General features: G+C 72.5%; 17 protein-coding genes. 10 read left to right on the plus strand and 7 right to left on the minus strand.

Going from position 1 to position 18924, the window contains the following annotated elements:
• The first annotated feature begins 140 nt into the window (after positions 1-140).
• Positions 141-806 carry a pyridoxamine 5'-phosphate oxidase gene (gene pdxH / locus OG892_RS23315; protein WP_328868394.1) on the plus strand — a complete coding sequence of 222 codons (666 nt, stop codon included), beginning with the start codon at positions 141-143 and terminating at the stop codon, positions 804-806.
• Positions 807-1167: 361 nt separating this feature from the next.
• A complete protein-coding gene (locus OG892_RS23320; RefSeq protein WP_073732831.1) occupies positions 1168-2601 on the plus strand; it encodes a PAS domain-containing protein in 1434 nt (477 codons plus the stop codon).
• Positions 2602-2680: 79 nt separating this feature from the next.
• Here the strand turns inward: OG892_RS23320 and OG892_RS23325 are convergent, their stop codons facing one another.
• Positions 2681-3436 (minus strand): SIS domain-containing protein, encoded by a 756-nt coding sequence (locus OG892_RS23325; RefSeq protein WP_073732830.1) that lies wholly within the window; start codon positions 3434-3436, stop codon positions 2681-2683.
• A gap of 208 nt (positions 3437-3644) precedes the next feature.
• Here OG892_RS23325 and OG892_RS23330 point away from each other — a divergent pair, with 208 nt between their 5' ends.
• Both OG892_RS23330 and OG892_RS23335 read left to right on the plus strand, forming a co-directional pair.
• Positions 3645-4337 carry a metal-dependent transcriptional regulator gene (locus tag OG892_RS23330; protein WP_073732829.1) on the plus strand — a complete coding sequence of 231 codons (693 nt, stop codon included), beginning with the start codon at positions 3645-3647 and terminating at the stop codon, positions 4335-4337.
• A gap of 638 nt (positions 4338-4975) precedes the next feature.
• The gene (locus OG892_RS23335) at positions 4976-5905 is read left to right on the plus strand and encodes an alpha/beta fold hydrolase (RefSeq protein ID WP_371630196.1); all 930 of its coding nucleotides are present in this window, start codon (positions 4976-4978) and stop codon (positions 5903-5905) included.
• A 34-nt stretch (positions 5906-5939) separates the two neighbouring features.
• Here the strand turns inward: OG892_RS23335 and OG892_RS23340 are convergent, their stop codons facing one another.
• Genes OG892_RS23340 through OG892_RS23350 form a run of 3 tightly spaced genes read right to left on the minus strand, consistent with a single transcriptional unit; the run spans position 5940 to position 9130 of the window.
• The gene (locus tag OG892_RS23340) at positions 5940-7598 is read right to left on the minus strand and encodes a transporter (RefSeq protein WP_073732828.1); all 1659 of its coding nucleotides are present in this window, start codon (positions 7596-7598) and stop codon (positions 5940-5942) included.
• On the minus strand, positions 7595-8434 hold the full coding sequence (locus tag OG892_RS23345) for an ABC transporter ATP-binding protein (RefSeq protein WP_328865883.1): 840 nt from the start codon (positions 8432-8434) through the stop codon (positions 7595-7597). Before OG892_RS23345 ends, OG892_RS23340 begins: the two co-directional genes overlap by 4 nt.
• Before the next feature lie 39 nt (positions 8435-8473).
• A complete protein-coding gene (locus OG892_RS23350) occupies positions 8474-9130 on the minus strand; it encodes a bifunctional DNA primase/polymerase (protein ID WP_073732826.1) in 657 nt (218 codons plus the stop codon).
• A 323-nt stretch (positions 9131-9453) separates the two neighbouring features.
• Here OG892_RS23350 and OG892_RS23355 point away from each other — a divergent pair, with 323 nt between their 5' ends.
• Positions 9454-10836, plus strand: coding sequence for a transcriptional regulator (locus OG892_RS23355; protein WP_371630197.1), 1383 nt, complete (start codon positions 9454-9456; stop codon positions 10834-10836).
• Positions 10837-11034: 198 nt separating this feature from the next.
• Positions 11035-12549: a hypothetical protein gene (locus OG892_RS23360; RefSeq protein ID WP_371630198.1), complete on the plus strand. Its 1515-nt coding sequence runs from the start codon at positions 11035-11037 to the stop codon at positions 12547-12549.
• 55 nt (positions 12550-12604) lie between these two features.
• Here the strand turns inward: OG892_RS23360 and OG892_RS23365 are convergent, their stop codons facing one another.
• A complete protein-coding gene (locus tag OG892_RS23365; protein WP_371630199.1) occupies positions 12605-13885 on the minus strand; it encodes an ABC transporter substrate-binding protein in 1281 nt (426 codons plus the stop codon).
• Between the two features lie 174 nt (positions 13886-14059).
• Here OG892_RS23365 and OG892_RS23370 point away from each other — a divergent pair, with 174 nt between their 5' ends.
• Together OG892_RS23370 and purU are read left to right on the plus strand one after the other, a co-directional pair.
• Positions 14060-14506: a hypothetical protein gene (locus OG892_RS23370; protein WP_024494606.1), complete on the plus strand. Its 447-nt coding sequence runs from the start codon at positions 14060-14062 to the stop codon at positions 14504-14506.
• Positions 14507-14534: 28 nt separating this feature from the next.
• A complete protein-coding gene (purU, locus tag OG892_RS23375; RefSeq protein ID WP_073732822.1) occupies positions 14535-15413 on the plus strand; it encodes a formyltetrahydrofolate deformylase in 879 nt (292 codons plus the stop codon).
• Positions 15414-15440: 27 nt separating this feature from the next.
• Here the strand turns inward: purU and OG892_RS23380 are convergent, their stop codons facing one another.
• Both OG892_RS23380 and OG892_RS23385 read right to left on the minus strand, forming a co-directional pair.
• Positions 15441-16790 (minus strand): zf-HC2 domain-containing protein, encoded by a 1350-nt coding sequence (locus OG892_RS23380; RefSeq protein WP_073732821.1) that lies wholly within the window; start codon positions 16788-16790, stop codon positions 15441-15443.
• The gene (locus OG892_RS23385) at positions 16787-17383 is read right to left on the minus strand and encodes an RNA polymerase sigma factor (RefSeq protein ID WP_073732820.1); all 597 of its coding nucleotides are present in this window, start codon (positions 17381-17383) and stop codon (positions 16787-16789) included. The genes OG892_RS23380 and OG892_RS23385 overlap by 4 nt, the downstream gene beginning before the upstream one ends.
• 387 nt (positions 17384-17770) lie before the next feature.
• Here OG892_RS23385 and OG892_RS23390 point away from each other — a divergent pair, with 387 nt between their 5' ends.
• Positions 17771-18139, plus strand: a complete 369-nt coding sequence (locus OG892_RS23390; protein WP_073733163.1) for an STAS domain-containing protein — start codon at positions 17771-17773, stop codon at positions 18137-18139.
• A 93-nt stretch (positions 18140-18232) separates the two neighbouring features.
• Positions 18233-18754: an EF-hand domain-containing protein gene (locus OG892_RS23395; RefSeq protein WP_073732819.1), complete on the plus strand. Its 522-nt coding sequence runs from the start codon at positions 18233-18235 to the stop codon at positions 18752-18754.
• Positions 18755-18924: the final 170 nt, after the last annotated feature.

Below are 18924 nucleotides of genomic sequence, written 5' to 3' on the forward strand. Positions count from 1 at the left end.
GCGTGACATCCGGCACAGCTCCCCGTTCCCTCCCGGAACGGTTGACGACCCTCCTCGCCGGGCAGACTCGGCCGCTGCGGCAGGATGAGCGTGTGTCCACCGCAGATTCCTCCTTCGATTCCACCACCGATCCGGCCGCGATGCGCGAGCAGTACCGTTCCGAGAGCTTCTCCGAGGACGATCTGGCCGCAGACCCCATGCAGCAGTTCGCCCGCTGGTTCCGGCAGATCGCCGCAGGCGGGATGCTGCACGAACCGAACGCCATGGTGGTGTCCACGGCGACGCCCGACGGCGTGCCGTCCTCCCGGACGGTGCTGCTGAAGATGTACGACGAGCGCGGCTTCGTCTTCTTCACCAACTACGAGTCCCGCAAGGGCCGCGAGCTGGCCGCCAACCCGCGCGTGTCGCTGCTCTTCCCCTGGCACCCGCTGGCCCGCCAGGTCATCGTCACCGGCAGCGCGGCCCGCGTCGGCCGCGAGGAGACGGCCGCCTACTTCCGTACCCGCCCGCACGGCTCCCAGCTCGGCGCCTGGGCGAGCGACCAGTCCTCGGTGATCGGCTCCCGCGAGGAGCTGGTGCGGCGCTACGAGGAGCTGTCGGCCCGCTACCCGGAGGGCGAACAGATCCCGGCGCCCCCGCACTGGGGCGGCTTCCGGGTCGTCCCGGCCGCGATCGAGTTCTGGCAGGGCCACGAGAACCGGCTGCACGACCGGCTGCGCTACGTACGCGAGGACGTGGATGTGGACGGCGAGGACGGGGGCGCGGGCGGCGGGGCCGCGTGGCGCGTCGAGCGGCTGTGTCCCTGAGGGGCCCGGCCCCGGACACGCAGAAACCCGCAGGCTCTGGACCCTCCTTGCGGAGGGGCCGGCCGGACTAACCGGCGAGCCTGCGGGTCGGTGACTGCTTGGGATTGGCCGGCGACCGGCCTTGCACTGCAAAGAGTGCGACGACGGGCGTCAGCCCGCAGTCACCTCACGAGTCCGAAAAGAAATCACTTCCGGAGCACCTCCCTTCATGTGTACCCACAGCCTAGGAACCGCCCCCGGGGCCGCACAACCGAATTATCCGCGTCATTGATTTCGGTGAAGTCGCTGTGTGCTGGGTCACGTTCGAGTTCAATGGTCTGACGTGCAGTAATGCCGGACACGTCCTGCAGGGGGTACGGGGATGAGTGCTTCCAGGAGCAGCGGAACCACCGACGCTCTCGGGCCCGAGGAAGGCCCGGAGGGACGGCCGGAGCCCCCCGAACCCCCGGAGGCGCAGGTGGACGGCCCCGCGGCGATTCCCGGGTCCGAGCTGCTGGCGGCCCTGCTCGACGGAATGGACGCCGCGCTCTGCGCCTTCGACGCGGGCGGCACCGTCACCCACTGGAACCGCGAGGCCGAGCGGATTCTCGGCTGGTCCGCGGCGGAGGCCGTCGGGAAGCCCGGGTTCGCCGGATGGGCCGTGCGCCGGGCGGACGCGGGCGAGGTCCAGGGGCGGCTGATGGCCGTCATGGGCGGGCCGGGGCGGCAGGTGCACGAGTTCGCGCTGCTGCGCAAGGACGGCGGCCGGGTTCTGGTGCGGACCCAGTCGGCCGGGGTGCGCGGCGCGGACGGGAAGCCGGCCGGGGTGTACTGCGCGTTCAGCGAGGTCCACGCGCAGATCGACCTGGAGCGGGCCATCGCGCTGAGCGAGGCGCTGCTCGAGGACGCGTCGTGGGGGGTGGTCCTCGTCGATGTGGACCTGCGGCCGACCGTCGTCAACGCCCACGCCGCCCGCGCGCTGGGCGGCGGCCGCACGGCCCTGCTGGGGCGTCCGCTGGGCGAACTGATCGTGCAGGGCGTGGAGGACCTGGAGGGCGCGCTCCAGCACGTGCTGGCCGCCGGGGACCCGCCCGCCCCCGTCGAGCTGTGGGTGACGCTGCGGACGGCGGAGGGCAGCCGGCGGCGCTGCTGGCGCAGCGGTTTCATGCGGCTGGCCTCGCCGCTCGCGGAGGAGCCGGTGCCGCTGGGCGTCGGCTGGCTGTTCCAGGACATCACGGAGGCGAAGCTGGCCGCCCAGGACGCGGACCGGGCGCGCTTCCGGTCGAACCAGCTGCACCGGGCCTCGCGCTCCGCGGCCGAGTGCGAGGACCCGATGGAGGCGGCGACCACCTCGCTCGACTACGCGCTCGCGGGCTTCGCGGACCACGCGCTGATCGACCTGGTGGCGGGGGAGCGGCTGGTCCGCGCCGCCGCGACGCCGTCGGACGCGCCGGGGCCGTGCCTGCCGGTGGTGGGCGGCGGCATCCCGCTGCGGTACGCACCCGGCCACCCCGCCCTCCAGGCGGTGGACCGCACGGGCTCGGTACGGGCCACGGCGGGGGCCGGGGAGGCGGGGGAGTGGGCGACGGGGCGGCAGTGGCCGGCCGACTCGGTGCACGCCCTGTGCGCGGTGCTGCGGAGCCGGGGCCGGACGCTGGGTGTGGTGACGTTCCTGCGCTCGGCCCACCGTGCCGCCTTCGAACGCCCGGACGCGGTGTACGCGGAAAGCGTGGCGGACCGCGTCGCGGCGTCGGTGGACCTGTACGCGGCGCTGAGGGCCGCCGACCCCGGCAATCCCGGCCCGTCCGGCGTTTGAGGACGGAACCGCCGCCGGGGTGGGCGCTCACCTCGCGGGCCCCGCTCACCGGCGGCCCCGCTCACCCGCCGCCAGGCGGTCAGTGGCGGTAGAAGATCCGGTCCGCGTACTGCGTCATCACGCGCCCGTTCCACTCATGGCCGCCGTCGACGTTCCCGGACCGCAGCAACGGCGGCTCCACGCCACGCTCCAGCAGCCGCTCCGCCGCCGCCGCCATCATCGCCTGCATCACCGCACTGGTGACCACCGTGGAGGCGGGTGCGAACGGTGCCTCGATGCCGTCCACGTTCAGCTCCGCGTCACCGATCGCGATCTTGCTGTCCAGCACGATGTCGCAGTGGTCGCGCAGGAAGCCGCCCGAGCTGTGCCGGGACCGGGTGCCGTCCGCGTACGCGACCGAGGTGACGCCGATGACCTTCAGGCCCAGCGCACGCGCGTTCATCGCCATCTCCACCGGCAGCGCGTTGCGCCCGGACAGCGAGATGATCACCAGTACGTCGCCCGGCTTCGCGGGGCTGGAGTCGAGGACCGCGCCCGCGAGGCCGTCGACCCGCTCCAGCGCGGAGCCCAGGGTCGCCGGCATGACGTCGACCCCGAGGGCGCCGGGGACGGCCATGAGGTTCATCAGGGCGAGCCCGCCCGCGCGGTAGACGACGTCCTGGGCGGCGAGCGAGGAGTGCCCGGCGCCGAAGGCGAAGAGCCGCCCCCCGGCCTCGACGGTGTCCGCGATGGCCGCACCGGCTGCCGCGATGTTGCCGGACTCCTCGTCGCGCACCCGCTCCAGCAGGCCGATCGCTGCGTCGAAGAACTGACCGGCCAGCTTGCTTTCGCTCATCTGAGGAGGGCCTTTCCGGCGGGGTGTGGGTGACCAGGGGCGTCCGTACCGCCGATCACGTTGCGGTCTGGACCAGTGACATGTCAATACCGCACGGGGCCCGCGCGGCCAGGTCCGATGGGCCGCATCGGACCGACGAGGCACGGTTGTCAGCGGTATGCGTCAGAATTGGGTGAGGGCCAGCGCACGATTGCATCGAGGGGCACGAATGTCCGGACTGATCGACACAACGGAGATGTATCTCCGCACCATCCTCGAACTTGAAGAGGAAGGCGTGGTCCCCATGCGCGCCCGGATTGCGGAACGGCTGGACCAGAGCGGTCCGACGGTCAGCCAGACGGTGGCCCGCATGGAGCGCGACGGCCTGGTTCAGGTCGCGGGCGACCGCCATCTGGAGCTGACGGACGAAGGGCGCCGGCTGGCGACCCGGGTGATGCGCAAGCACCGGCTCGCGGAGTGCCTGCTGGTCGACGTGATCGGCCTGGAGTGGGAGCAGGTCCACGCCGAGGCCTGTCGCTGGGAACACGTGATGAGCGAGGCCGTGGAGCGGCGGGTGCTGGAGCTGCTGCGCCACCCGACGGAGTCCCCGTACGGGAATCCGATCCCCGGTCTGGAGGAGCTGGGCGAGAAGGCCGAGGCCGATCCGTTCCTCGACGAGGGCATGGTGAGCCTCTCGGATCTCGACCCGGGCGCCGAGGGCAAGACCGTGGTGGTCCGCCGGATCGGTGAGCCGATCCAGACGGACGCCCAGCTGATGTACACGCTGCGGCGGGCGGGCGTGCAGCCCGGTTCCGTGGTCAGCGTGACGGAGTCGCCCGGCGGGGTGCTGGTCGGCAGCAGCGGGGAGGCGGCGGAGCTGGACTCCGAGGTGGCGTCGCACGTCTTCGTCGCCAAGCGCTGACTTCTCGGCTTCTCGACTCCTCGACTTCTCGACTCCTCGCGCCGACGAACGGAGTCAGACGCGCGGAGTCGGACGCGCGGAGTGTCGGGGGCCCGGCGTACGGGCCCCCGGGCCGCGCGTCCGTTTTCCGTTTTTCCGTACGGAATCGCAGCGCCCGGACGGATCGCGTGCCAGGCTGTGCCGGTGGGATTACCTGAGAGTGTCGGCCGCCCGGCCGCGCGGTCGGGGAGGGGAGCAGGGTATGCGCCCGTCTTCTGTGCGTGTCCGGCCCGCGCGCGTCCGGCCTGCGCATCGATGGGACGCGCACCGGACGGGACGCGCGCCCACGCCCGCTTCCGGCCCCGGCCCGGAGCCCCGTGAACAGCGGATGGCCCCGGCGCCTCACGGCGCCGGGGCCTGTCCTCCCCTGCTTCCGACCTGGAGCCCCGAGCTCTTCAGGTCGGTCCCTGCGGGCCCTCATCCCCGAGTGGCCCGCCTCCCGGTGAAGATCTCCCCTCCGCAGCCGACGTCAATCCTTGGAAGCGGTCACTCGAACGAGCGGTGTTGCGTGCCGGAACCCGGTTTTCGAATAAGAGTTCGATAGTCTGCTGGTACGCGACCACACGGTGATCGAGGGACCAGAAGGGGGTGCCAGAACTATGGTGCGGCGCATCGATGTGACCGGAACCGACGGCGTACGCCTCGCGGCCTGGGAGTTCGCCGATCCGCCCAAGGAGCGCGCGGAGAGCGAACGCGCCCCCGGCGTCTTACTGCTCCACGGGCTGATGGGCCGGGCCTCGCACTGGGCCTCCACCACCCGCTGGCTCGCCGAGCGGCACCGCGCGGTCGGCCTCGACCAGCGCGGCCACGGCCGCAGCGAGAAGCCCGCGGAGGGCCCGTACACGCGCGACGCGTACGTCGCCGACGCCGAGGCCGCGATCGAACAGCTCGACCTCGGCCCCGTGACCCTCGTCGGACACGCCATGGGGGCGCTTACCGCCTGGCAGCTCGCCGCCAAGCGCCCCGATCTCGTCCGGGCGCTGGTCATCTGCGACATGCGGGCCTCCGCGCTCGGCGCGGCCTCGCAGCGGGAGTGGGAGGACTGGTTCAGGTCCTGGCCGGTGCCGTTCGCGACGCTGTCCGACGTGCGGAAGTGGTTCGGCGAGGACGACCCCTGGGTGGAGCGGCCCAACCCCTCGCGCGGTGAGTTCTACGCCGAGGTGATGGCCGAGCGCGCCGACGGCTGGCGGCCCGTCTTCTCCCGCCGCCAGATGCTCCAGTCCCGTGCCACCTGGGTGTTCGAGGCGCACTGGGAGGAGCTGGCCCAGGTCGGCTGCCCGACCCTGGTGCTCCGCGGACTGGACGGCGAGCTGGGCCGGGCGGAGGCCCAGGAGATGGTCCGGGTACTGCCGCGCGGCCAGTACGCGGAGGTGGCCGACGCCGGACACCTCGTCCACTACGACCAGCCGGAGGGCTGGCGGGCCGCGGTCGAACCCTTCCTGGAGCAGCTGGCCGAGGAGGACAGGAACGACCGGGACGACAGAGACGACCGGGACGACAGGGGTGACCGCGAGCCGGTGGCTCCGTAACCCTTCCGCCCGCCTGCCGGCCGGCCCCGCCCCGTCACCCCTTGCTGACCGCCGCCAGGATCTCCGGCAGCCGGTCCGCGGTCCGGGGCGCCGCCACCCGCAGCCCGGCCCAGGCGATCAGCGCCCCGTACACCGCACCCGCCGGAAGCAGCACCCACAGCCACTCCTGCGCGCCCGCGACCCGCAGCCAGATCGTCGCGGCGATCACCGGGGCGCACAGCAGCGCCGCCGAGACCATGCCGCCGAAGATCGACATCCAGGCGAGCCCGGCCTGCCCCGGCGCCACGTTCTTGAACGCGCCGTCCTGCGGGATCGAGTACGGCAGATTCGCGGAGGCCACCGCACCCGTCGCCAGCATCGCGCCCAGCAGCGCGAACGACAGCCCCATGACCCCCGGCAGCTGCTGCCAGTCCCCGAGCAGCGCACAGGTCAGCACCGTCACCAGGATCGTGTACGGAAGGGTGATCAGCAGCAGGGCCAGTGCCCGCGCCCGCAGCTCCAGGTACGCGTCCCGGGTCGAGGAGATCGTCATGGCCACCATCCAGAACGCGGAGGTGTCCTGCCCGAACTGGTTGTACATCTGGATGCCGAGCATCCCGGCGGCGAAGCAGGCGAAGTAGACGGAGCCGGTGCCCTGCAACGCGTTGAGCAGCGGCACGATCAGTCCGATCGCCAGCGCCGTCACCCACGCCGCCTTGGTCTTCGGGTCCCGGACGACGTAGCGCAGGCTCCGCTGCATCACCGTGCCGGTGCGCCCCTCCGGGAACAGCGCCCAGATGCCGGCGCCGCGCGAACCGGACTTCGCCCGGTTCGGCTCGGCCGCGGCGAGCGTCGAGCCGTCCGGCGCCGTCATCAGCTTGACCAGGCTGCGCTGCCACAGCCACACCAGCAGGGCCAGCGCCGCCACGGAGAGCAGCAGCTGAACGGCGGCCCGGCCGTACGAGCCCTGGGACGCGGAGTGCACGGAGCCGATGGCCGACGCGGGCGGCAGCCAGCGCACCACCTCCGCCGCCGGGTCCAGCGCGGAGAGGCCGCCGGCCTGGCCGAGCCGCTGCGCGCCGAAGTTGACGGCCTGGATGCCCACGGCGATCACCAGCCCGCTGAGCACCGCCAGATCGCGGCCCTTGCGCGACGTCAGCAGCCGGCTGTTGGCCGTGGCGACGGTCCGCGCCAGCGCCACGCAGACCAGCAGGGTGAGCGGGGCGGCCAGCACCGCGAACACGGCCGCGCCCGCACCGTGGGCCAGTGCGATCACCGAACCGGCCGTCAGGCAGAGCGTGAACAGCGGGCCGATACCGACCAGCGAGGACGTCAGCAGCGCGGTGATCAGGGGCCTCGGCCGCAGCGGCAGCATCACCAGACGGCTCGGGTCGAGGGTCTCGTCCCCGTCCGAGAAGAACAGCGGCATCACGGCCCAGCCGAGCGCCAGCACCCCGGCCAGCAGCACCACGAGCGATTCCACGTGGGCGTTGCCGCGCAGCGCGATCAGCGCGATGAGCTGGCCCGCGGCGATCAGCAGGGTGATGACGACGGACGCGATGTAGGCGGCCCGCCGCCCCGACGACTGCCGCAGCCCGTTGCGCAGCAGCGACAGCTTCAGCCGGACGAAGACGGGAACCAGAGCGGTACCGCCCGTGGCGCCCGCACCGCCCGTCCGGGGCCCGGCTCCCGCCGGGGCGTCGAACACGCTCATCGGGCACCGCCCAGCCAGTCCAGGGCGTCGCCGTCGTCGCGGCCGCCCGCGCCGACGAGCTCCAGGAACGCGTCCTGGAGCGTGGGCGCATCGCCGCGCACCTGCGCCAGGGTGCCCTGCGACTTGATGCTGCCCGCCGCCATCACGGCCACCCAGTCGCACAGCGACTCGACGAGCTCCATCACATGGCTGGAGAAGATGACGGTCGCCCCGGAGCGGGTGTAGCGCTCCAGCACCTTGCGGATGGTCTGTGCGGAGACCGGGTCGACGCCCTCGAACGGCTCGTCCAGGAAGAGCACTTCGGGGTTGTGCAGCAGTGCCGCCGCGAGCCCGATCTTCTTCCGCATGCCGGTCGAGTAGTCGACGACCAGCTTGTGCTGGGCGCCCGCCAGATCCAGTACGTCCAGCAGCTGGGTGGCGCGGCTGTCCGTCTCCGGTCCCGGCAGCCCGCGCAACCGGCCGGTGTAGCCCAGCAGTTCACGCCCCGAGAGGCGCTCGAAGAGCCGCAGGCCCTCGGGCAGCACGCCGATCCGGGACTTCACCTCGACCGGATCGCGCCAGACGTCCCGGCCGCCGACCTCGATCCGGCCCATGTCGGGGCGGAGCAGCCCGGTGACCATGGACAGGGTGGTGGTCTTGCCCGCGCCGTTGGGCCCCACCAGACCGATGAACTTGCCTGCGGGCAGCTCCAGATCGATTCCGGCCACCGCCGTCTGATCCCCGAACCGTTTCCAGAGCCCTTCCACGCGCACCGCGGGCGGTGTCACCCGCGGCGATCGCGCTTCGGCCGTCTGCTCTGTCCTGTCTGTCCTGTCGATGTCGCGCCGGTCCGGCATCGTGCACGCCCTTCGAAGTCCCCGTGTGTGGGGGCCACCCTACGAAAGGCGGGTCCGTGCGTCAGCCGCTTCCCGGCCGCAGGCGTAGGCGAGCGGGCTGATCAGCTCCTCCACCTCGGGCAGCCAGCGGTTCGCGGTGGTGGGGCGGCGGGCCCACTGCACCGAGCCGCTCCCGCCGACCCGGCTCGGCGGTGCCGTCACGTACTGGCCCTCGCCGCAGCCGCGCAGCCCGATCGCGGGGGCGCTCCAGCCCAGCCGCCGCACCAGCGCGTCGGCCTTGGCGGCGGCGCCCGGCAGCACGAAGAACTGCATCCGGCGGTCGGGGGAGCGGGTCACCGGGCCCAGCGGCAGGCTCAGCCGCTCCATCCGGGCGAGGGCCAGGAATCCGGCCGACTCCGGTACGTCGATGGCGTCGAAGGCGCGGCCGGTCGGCAGCAGGATGGACGCCCGGGGCTGCCGCTCCCACATCCGGCGGGCCGCGGCACCGCTGCCGGTGGCCAGGCCCGCCCAGTCGGCCCGGGTGGGGTGCGCGCCGGGAACCGCGCACCGGTCCTCACCGCACGAACACCGCTCCACCCCGTCGGCCGGCTCCAGCCAGGTGCCGGGGCACACGTCCCAGTGCCGCTCCTCCGCGTACCGCACGGCGGCGTCGAGCAGCGGCTCGGCACGCTGCTGGGGGACCTGCGCGGCTTCCATGACTCCGATGGGCTCTTCCACGCACAGCACAACTCCCGCCACCACCCGGGGTTACGGGCGTGACGTGCGCGGATGGGGGTCGCTTCGCCCCCGCATACGGGGCGCATCGATGCATGGGCGGGGGCGCGCGGTAGGCGTCACGGCGAAGGACGGGTAACCAGATACGGGAATTCCGGCACAGTTCGACTCGCATCTTAGAGCGCTTGCTGTGACGAAAGATGCAAGACGTCGTGAAAGTGACCAACACGATGAATCGGCGCATTTCTTAGGCATATGTCGGGCAGTGATCCCGAAACGATCACCGCGGCCTCAGGGGGACACACATGGCAGCCAGGCCTCTCGTCGCACGCCAGCCGAACGAACGGCTGCAGGCGCTCATTCAGGAAGCCGGATGCTCCAACGCGGGCCTGGCCCGCCGCGTCAACATGGTCGGGGCCGAACGCGGTCTCGACCTCCGCTACGACAAGACCTCGGTCGCCCGCTGGCTGCGTGGACAGCAGCCGCGCGGCAGGGCGCCGGGGATCATCGCCGAAGCACTCGGCCGCAAGCTCGGCCGTACCGTCACGATCGACGAGATCGGGATGGCCAACGGCAAGAACCTCGCCTCCGGTGTGGGCCTGCAGTTCGCCCCGACGGTGATCGGGGCGATCGAGCAGGTCTGCGAGCTGTGGCGCAGCGATGTCGGCCGCCGCGACTTCCTCACCGGTTCCGCGGTGGCCTCCTCCGCACTGGTCGAGCCCAGTCGGGACTGGCTGATCAGCGGTGCGGACCCGCACGTCGCACGGGCGGCCGGGGCCCGGGTCGGCATGCCGGACGTGGAGGCGGTGCGGGCGATGACGGCCGCGCTGGTCGACCTCGACCACCGGTTCGGCAGCGGCCATGTGCGGCCGGTCCTGGTGCACTACCTCAACAGCGTGGTCTCCGGGCTGCTTTCGGGCGCGTACCGCGAATCGACCGGGCGGCAGCTGTTCGCGGCGGTCGCACGGCTCACCGAACTCGCCGGGTACATGGCGATCGACACGGGCCAGCCGGGCCTCGCCCAGCGCTACTACATCCAGGCGCTGCGCCTCGCGCAGGCGGCCGGTGACCGCGCCTACGGCGGCTACGTGCTGGCCGCGTCGATGAGCCATCTCGCGGCCCAGCTCGGCAATCCGCGCGAGATCGCCCAACTGGCCAGGGCCGCGCAGGAGGGTGCGCGCGGACGGGTCACGCCGAGGGCGGAGGCGATGTTCTACGCCGCGGAGGCGCGCGGCCACGCCCTCCTCGGGGACGCCGGCACCTGCCGCTCCGTGGCGAGCCTGGCGCAGTCGGCCCTGGACCGCGCCGACCCGGACAGCGGTGACGATCCCGACTGGATCGCCCACTTCGACCACGCCTACCTGGCCGACGAACTGGCGCACTGTCACCGCGATCTCGGCCAGGCGGAGTCCGCCGCGCGCCGGGCGAAGGAGTCCCTGGACGGCCACCCGGAGTCCCGGGCCCGCCGCCGCGGCATCGGCCTGGCGCTGCTGGCCTCGGCCCAGGTGCAGCTGCGCGAGGTGGAGCAGGCCTGCCACACCGGGACACGGGCGATGGAGCTGCTCGGCTCGGTGCGCTCCAGCCGGGGCGCGGAGTATCTGGAGGACCTCCAGCAGCGGCTGGTGCCGTACGGGGACGAGCCCGCGGTACGGGAGTTCGGGGCCCGTCTGGAGCTCCAGGTGGCGTGAGCGGAGGGTGCGGCCGGGGCCTGCTGCGGCGTCCGGATCGCGGGATCTGCCCGGCCGACCCCTTAACTGCGTCTTAAGGCCGCTGAGTGTTACAGCCGCTGTGAAGGGGTGGTGAGTGAGCTCACGCGCTTGGCGAACGGCGGCTGCCACCCGGTAGCGTGAGCCGACGATTCCATAGGTTCACACGTAGGAGTCCCGGTGACACAGAGCGGACAGGGCGACGAGCAGCAGCTCCCTGCTGTACGACCCGCGCACGAGGGTGTCGTGCTGCCCTCGGGTGGCGGCGAGCCCTGGACGCCGGGGGCGCCGGCGGACCAGTCGGCCCCGGCGGAAGGCCAGCCGTGGGGCCGGCCCTGGGGGCCGCAGGCACCGCACCAGGACGCCGCGTCGCAGCAGGGCCAGTACGGGCAGCAGGGCGGACAGCCCGCGTACGGGCAGCAGCACGGGCAGTACGACCAGGGGCAGCAGCAGGCTCCGGCGTACGGCCAGGGCCAGGGCCAGTACGGGCAGGGACAGCAGGACCACGGCCAGCAGGGCCACCAGGGGCCGTCCTACGGCCAGCCGCAGCCGCCGCAGCATCCGCTGCCGCCCGCGCAGCCGCAGGGCCCGTACGCCCAGCCGCTGCCGCCCGAGGCCGTGCCCGGCATGGGCATGGGCGGGGACTCGGACGCCACGCAGTACATCGCGCCGGTGCCCTCGGGCCCCGGGCCGGGCGGGCTGCCGCCGGAGAACCCCGCGGAGTCGACCCAGTACCTGGGCCAGGGCCGGCCGCAGGGGTATCAGCAGCCCCCGCAGGGCGGCCAGGACGCCGACGCGACCCAGTACATACCCCCGGTGCCCGGTGGAGCCCCGTACGGAATCAGGCCCGGCACACCCGGCGAGCGCCCGCCGCCCGCCGAGTTCGACAACCTCTTCCGCAGCGACGAGCCCGCGGGCGCCACGCAGCAGATGCCCCGGTTCGACCCCGGCCAGCAGCCCCCGCAGTACCAGGGCGGCCCCCCGCAGCCCCAGCAGTCGTACCAGCAGCCGCCCCCGTACAACGGCCCGGAGGACGGGCCGGCGGGGGACGGGCGCGAGGAGCGGCGCAAGCGGCCCGCGCACGTCCCGCTGATCGCCGCGGTCGTCGTCGGCTGTGCGGTGATCGGGCTCGGCGCCGGTGCGCTGCTGAGCGGTGGCGACGACGACAAGGACAACAAGGAGCCGGTGGCCTCGGCGAGTTCACCCGCCGCCCAGCCGTCCAGCAAGGCCGCGCCCGACCCGGCGAAGCCGCAGGCGGAGGAGCTCGACAAGCTGCTCGCCGACAGCAACAACAGCAGGGCCGCCGTCATCAGCGCGGTCGAGAAGACCAAGACCTGCACCAACCTCGACAAGGCCGTGTCGGATCTCAAGGGCGCCGCGAAGCAGCGCCGCGACCTGGTCACCCGGCTCAAGGGTCTCTCGGTCGACAAGCTGCCGAACAACGGCGAGCTGACCGCCTCCCTCACCAAGGCCTGGCAGGCCTCCGCGTCCGCCGACGACCACTACGCAGCCTGGGCCGCGCAGGCCAAGAGCAAGAAGGTCTGCAAGCACGGCAAGGCCCGTACGACCTCGCAGACGCAGGCCGCCAACGTGCAGAGCGGCGAGGCGAGCAAGGCCAAGCGCGAGGCGTCCAAGCTGTGGAACACCATCGCGAAGAAGTACGGCCTGACCGAGCGCGAGGCAACCGCGCTCTGAGCCCGGCGGCTGAGCCGGACGGGCAGGCGGGCGGAAGCCACCGGGCCCGCCCGTCTCAGCCGGTCGCGCTCGCGTCCGACAGGGTCTTCGTCACGTCCACGAACCCCTTCTTGTCGGCGACCAGCTTGCCGTCGCGCACGACCTGGAACGTCACCTTGCTGTTGACGATGCGCGGATACGAGTCCGAGCCGATCATGTCCTCGTAGCGCCAGCGCAGTTGGGGGGTGAGGCCGCCGGTGTCGACCCGGATGCCCTTGTTCAGGGCCTTGGTGACCTTGCCCGCGGTGATCCCCGGCTCGTCCAGTGACTCGACGATCGACTTCAGGGCCGTGTAGGCGATCCAGGTGGTCTGCACGCCCGTGTCGTTCGGGTCGATCCGGTTGTCGCCGAAGGCGTGCTCGCGGATCACCTGGCGCATCCGGTTCCAGCGGGCGTCACCCGCGTCCGGGTACCAGCCGGTGACGTACGCGCCCTCGAACGGGCTGTCCCGGCCGCCCGTGCGGTCGATGAGCGGCTGGCCCACGCTGCCGAGCACCGAGGAGATGCTGACCGCCGCGGTCGCCGGTGCCAGCCGCCGGAAGGAGTCGAAGAACGTCTCCGTGCGGTCGCCCAGTACGGCCGTGACGCACCCGCCGGACGTGCCCGCCCCGGCGAGCGCCTGCCCGGCCGCGCTGTCGTAGGACGTGGCCGTCTCGGACGCCCGGATGTCGGCCGGTGCGGGACGGCGGGCCTCGGTGAGGCCGGTCCTGAGGAGCCACGACTGCCCGTCGCCGCCCAGCGTGTCCGGCCGCACCAGCGAGACCCGCTCGCAACCGCGGGCCAGCTGCTTGGCGTTGCCCGCCAGCAGCGCGAACTGGCCGCCGGTCACCGGGTAGGACATATAGCTGCGGAACTCCTCCTCCGAGGCGCCGTACCCGCCGATGTACGGAATCCCGGCCACCTCCAGCGGTGCCATGAACGCCCGCCCGTACCGGCTGTACGAGCCGACGACCGCGACGGCCTTCTCCTCGACGGCCCGGCGGGCGCAGCGGCCCGCGCCGATCGAGGTGTCCTGCTCGTCGCAGGTGACGACGCGCAGCCTGTGGCCGTCGATCCCGCCGCTGCCGTTGATCCAGCGCGCGTATGTCTGCGCCATGGCGGTCATGCCGGCCATGTCGGCGCTGTCCGGGCCCGAGGCGCCGCTCGGCGCCCAGGTGACGACGGTGACGGGCTCCCTGGAGTCCCCCGAGGCCCCAGGGAGCACACCGCAGCCGGTCATCAGCAAGGCCCCTGCCGCCACTGTGCCGATGAGCGGCCTGATAGGGCGGGGAAGGATGGGGCGCTGCCGTCCGGTCATGGGCCCTGACCCTTCCCGGCCCCGGGTAACGCCGCAGTGTGGTCCGTTCAACGCTCGGTGACATCCGGGTGAATTGCAGGGGGCCGCGCAGGAGGCCGGAAAGGGAACGTACGATCGACAGCTGTGCAGCAAGGTTCCGAGAACACTTCCCGTCGCGGCCGTCGCTCCTCCACCATGGGCGGCATGCCGCTCAACGACATTCCGTGGTGGCGCTGGCGCAGCAACGTGCGCTCGGCGCTGCACATGCTCTCCGACCCCGTCTTCCACCACGAGTGCTGGCTGGCCGGCCGGGAGGGATACGGCGACGTCACCGACGCCGTGTACCGCCTGGTCGAGGACACCTGGCTCGACAACTGGTCCGCCGAGAAATACGTCGGCACGGTCTTCCGGGACTCCGGCGAGGCCGCCCTCGTGGACGTCGCCGTCCTGCGGGTGCTGCGCATCATGCACCAGGTCGGCGCCGACGCCCCGGTCTCCGCCTACCTGGAGCACCACGGCTGGCCCGAGGCCGTCCGGGCCGCCCGCGAGGCCCATGTGCTGCTCGCCTCGAACGACGGCGAGGACCCGGACGTACCGCCGCGCTCGCTGGACGTGCTCCGCATCATGACCAGAACGGCCTGAGATCCGGGCGGTGTGGCACCCTACGGGGATGACCGCGCCGCAGCCCGCTGACACCGCCCCCGAGCAGTACGTCCTCACGCTCTCGTGCCCCGACAAAAAGGGCATCGTGCACGCCGTGTCGAGCTATCTCTTCATGACCGGCTGCAACATCGAGGACAGCCAGCAGTTCGGGGACCACGACACGGGTCTGTTCTTCATGCGGGTCCACTTCTCCGCGGACAGCCCGGTGACCGCGGAGAAGCTGCGGGCGAGCTTCGCCGCGATCGGTGACTCCTTCCGGATGGAGTGGCAGATCCACCGCTCCTCCGACCGGATGCGGATCGTGCTCATGGTCAGCAAGTTCGGCCACTGCCTGAACGACCTGCTGTTCCGCTCCCGGACCGGGGCACTGCCGGTCGAGATCGCGGCGGTCGTCTCCAACCACACGGACTTCGCCGAGCTCGTCGCCTCGTACGACGTCCCCTTCCGGCACATCCCCGTGACCAGGGACAACAAGGCGGAGGCCGAGGCGCGGCTGCTGGAGCTGGTCCGCGAGGAGGACGTGGAGCTGGTCGTACTGGCCCGCTACATGCAGGTCCTCTCCGACGACCTCTGCAAGCAGCTGAGCGGCCGGATCATCAACATCCACCACTCCTTCCTGCCGAGCTTCAAGGGCGCCAAGCCGTACCACCAGGCGCACGCCCGCGGCGTGAAGCTGATCGGCGCCACCGCGCACTACGTGACGGCCGACCTCGACGAGGGGCCGATCATCGAGCAGGAGGTCGAGCGGGTGAGCCACGGCGTCACGCCGGACCAGCTCGTCGCCATCGGACGCGATGTGGAGTGCCGGGCCCTGGCGCGCGCGGTGAAGTGGCACGCGGAGCGGCGCATCCTGCTCAACGGCCGCCGCACGGTGGTCTTCCCGTAGCGCCGTTGCCCGTGCTTCGGGCCGGGATCACAGCCTGCTGAGCGAGGCCGCCGCGTAGAGCACGTCCTCGATCGCCTCGCGGTCACCGCGCTGACCGGCCGCCGTCTCCACGGGCGGCACGTGGCCCGCGAGCAGCTCGCAGAACTCGGTGCCGTCCAGCGCGACCTGCGCCACCGTGTGGTCGGGGGAGCCGACCGCCGCCGGTGAGTCCAGCGCGATGTACCAGTTGCCGCCGCCCAGGCCCTCGACCTCCAGATGGAGCGAGCGGCCCGGGGAACCGGCCGTCACCAGATCGCGGGCCGGACCGGCGAGACCGGCCCGTCGCCGCCCGGCCAGAGCGGCGGGCAGCATCCGGGCCGCCAGGTCGATCATCCGGTTGAGATGGGGCGCGGAGGGCGTCTCGTACGGGTAGTCCACCGCCCGCGCGATATCGCCGCCGTGCACCCAGCACTCGAACGCGCGGTCCACCAGGGCGTCCTGCAACGGCAGCGCGAAGTCGCCGTAGGAGACCGAGAGATCCGAGACGCCGCGGCCCGCGAAGGACACCGTGCGGATGAGGGTGTGGCTCTGCTCGCGCCACGGCTCACGGACGGCACGGGTCGGCGGAAGTCGCGCCGCCGACCAGTACGCCTCGGTGCGCGCGGTCGGCGCGAGGACCGGTCCCGGACCCCGGCGCGGAACGCCTGGGGCACTGCCGGCCAGCGGATCGTCGAGGCCGAGAGCGGTGCTCACCAGCCCGTCGACGGTCAGGAGGTGGCCGATCACCCCGGCGACCGTCGTCTTGCGGTGGGCCATGCGCTCGCCCTCGAACCACTTCAGCCGCACCGGGGCGTGCCACTCGGAGGAGCCGATGTCACGCAGCAGCGCGTCGAGGCGGGCGGTCTCCGCGTCGTACGGTGCCGCCCAGTCGGGCACCGGGATCTGGGCCGGCCGGCGGCTCAGGCAGTTGTCCAGCACCCGGGTCCGGAGCAGCGGATCGAGGTCCAGGCTGCCGTCGGTGTGCAGCAGCCCGACCGCGTCGCGCAGCCGCAGCGCCTCGTCCGCGCAGGGCGCGCACTCCGTGAGGTGCTCCTCGACGGCCTCGGTCTCCGCGGTGGAGCAGGCGGACAGCGCCCACGCGCCGAGGAGCGCCTTCAGCACGCGGTGCGGGAGCACCAGGGCCGGCGGCGGGTTCGGCCGGGTGCCGGACCGGTCCGGTTCCGGCTGTGGGGGTACGGATTCCGGCTGGGGTACGGGTGGTGGTGGCGTCACGTGATCCATGTCGAAGTCGTCCGCCGCGGCCCGCGGGCCCGGTATCCGACGGGCGCCGCGCACCTCGTCGTCCCGTCCGCCGTGCTCGCGGCCGTCATGGGCGGGCCCTTCTCCGTCGTCGGTCACAGCCGCCGCCCGTATCCGGGCGGTGAGGTGTCCTCAAGGGGGCGCGTGTGGGCGGTGGAGAGCAGCTGGAGGCCGAGTCGGAGCCGGCGCCGGGCCTCGTCCTCCGTGACGCCGAGGTCGGCCGCGGTCTGCCGGTAGTCCCGGCGCTGTATGTACGCGAGCTCCAGCGCCGCCCGCAGCGGGGCGGGCATGGACGCGACGATGTAGTCGGCACGGGCCGCCGCGGTGGCCCGGCGCACCCGCTCCTCCAGCTCGGCCGGATCCGCGTGGGCCTCGCCGTCCTCCGCGTCCTCGCGGGCCGCCGCGTCGGCGGTGCTGCGGAGCCGGCGCACGGACTGGCGGTGGGTGAGCCGGGCGACCCAGGACCGCATCGAGCCCTGCTTGGGGTCGTAGGCGTCGGGGTTCTCCCACACGTACCCGAAGACCTCCCTGGTCACCAGGTCCGCGGCGCTCTCGTCGTCGAGCATCCGGTGCGCCTGGCTGTGCACGAGCGCGGCGAACCGGTCGTAGAGCTCCCCGAGGGCCGCGGCCTCTCCGCGTGCCAGCCGCTGTTGCATCTTGCGGTCCCAGCGGGGTGGTGCGTTATTGGCCATGAGACCCCCAGCCCTGTGCCCGTGACTCTGTACCCCTCGTCACACCGAATGTAGTCGGCCGCCTTGATCATGCATGCCCTTTGCGGCAACTCCGCCCGCGCGAACGCCCTGGATGATAGGGAATGCGGCCCCCGTAGCGACGGAATCAGACCTGAAGTGATCATTTCTGCCTGAAACCCTGCTGGGCCTTCATGGGGGAGGCGGTGTTTCATGGAGTGTGCCCCGGGGCAGCCGCGAGGAGGAACGCAAACTTCCGGATCGCGAATTCCCCGGAATCCCCGGAACGAGAGGCCCAGTCGCGTGACAAAGCCATCCCCTCCTGGACACGGCCTTCCGGCTGCCACGAACCACGCGGCCTGGCTCGCCCCGGAACGTTCCCGCAAGCCACTGAGCGTGGCCGAAAGCGAACAGAGCGGCTGGACCGTGCTGCACATACGCGGTGAGCTGGATCTGGTCACCTCGCCCGCCGTCCGCCAGTCCGTCCACGACGCGGTGGCCGTCGGCCGCCACGACGTCGTGCTCGACCTCTCCGAGGTCTTCTTCTGCGACTCCAGCGGCGTCGGCGTGCTGATCGCCTCCCGCCGCCTGATGCGCTCCTGCGGGGGCCGGCTGCGGCTGATCCTGCCCGCCCGGGGCGCGGAGGACGGTTCCCACGTCAACCGGGTGCTCGCGGCGCTCGGCGTACGTCGGCTGTTCGAGGTCTACCCCGACTGGGACTCCGCCGTGGACGACGCGGCCCAGCCGCTCTCGGCCTGAAACGGTCCGTCCGGCGCCCCCGCGGCATGGCCTGTCACACCCCTGACGGCGGTAAGTGACACGTGAACCCCGTGGGCGTCGTACGCTCCCCGCATGGACAGCGCAGAGTATGAGCGCAAGATCGCATTCCGTTTCGCCGCTTTCGACCAGGACGGAAACGGATACATCGATCGCGCGGATTTCGACGCCGCCGCGGCCCGGCTGCTCACCGAGTTCGGCACGAAGGCCCGCTGCGACAAGGGCCAGGCGCTCTACAGCGGGGCCGAGGCGTTCTGGCAGGGCATGGCGGGCATCGCGGACGTGGACGGGGACCAGCGCGTCAGCCGTGCGGAGTTCGTCGGCGGCGCGGTGAAACGGCTCCGCGACAACCCCGAGCGGTTCGCGGAGATCGCCCGCCCCTTCCTGCGCGCGGCGCTCGCCGTGGCCGCCCAGGGCGAGGACGGCGGAGCCGCGGTGCCGGCCGTGGAGCGGGCCCTACGGGTGCTCGGCGCGAGCCCGGACGCGGCGGCGTTCGGCGCGCAGAGCCTGGACGCGGACCACGACGGGCGGGTCGCGGAGGCGGACGCGGTGGCGGCGTTCTCCGCGTACTTCACGGTGATCGAGCCCGACGCGTAGCCCTCGGCCGGGCGGGCGCGCGGGATTTGGGTGCCCTCTTCCGGGGTGCGGGTTTTGTCCTCAATCGCCGGACGGGCTTGGGTGGTGCGGGTGCTCCGCCGGGTGCGGGGCCGCCTGTCCGGTGGGTGGGGGTTCGGGGTCCCTCCGGGGCGTCTCCTCAAACGACGAAC

It is taken from the genome of Streptomyces sp. NBC_00341 (assembly GCF_041435055.1).
Classification (GTDB): Bacteria; Actinomycetota; Actinomycetes; order Streptomycetales; family Streptomycetaceae; genus Streptomyces.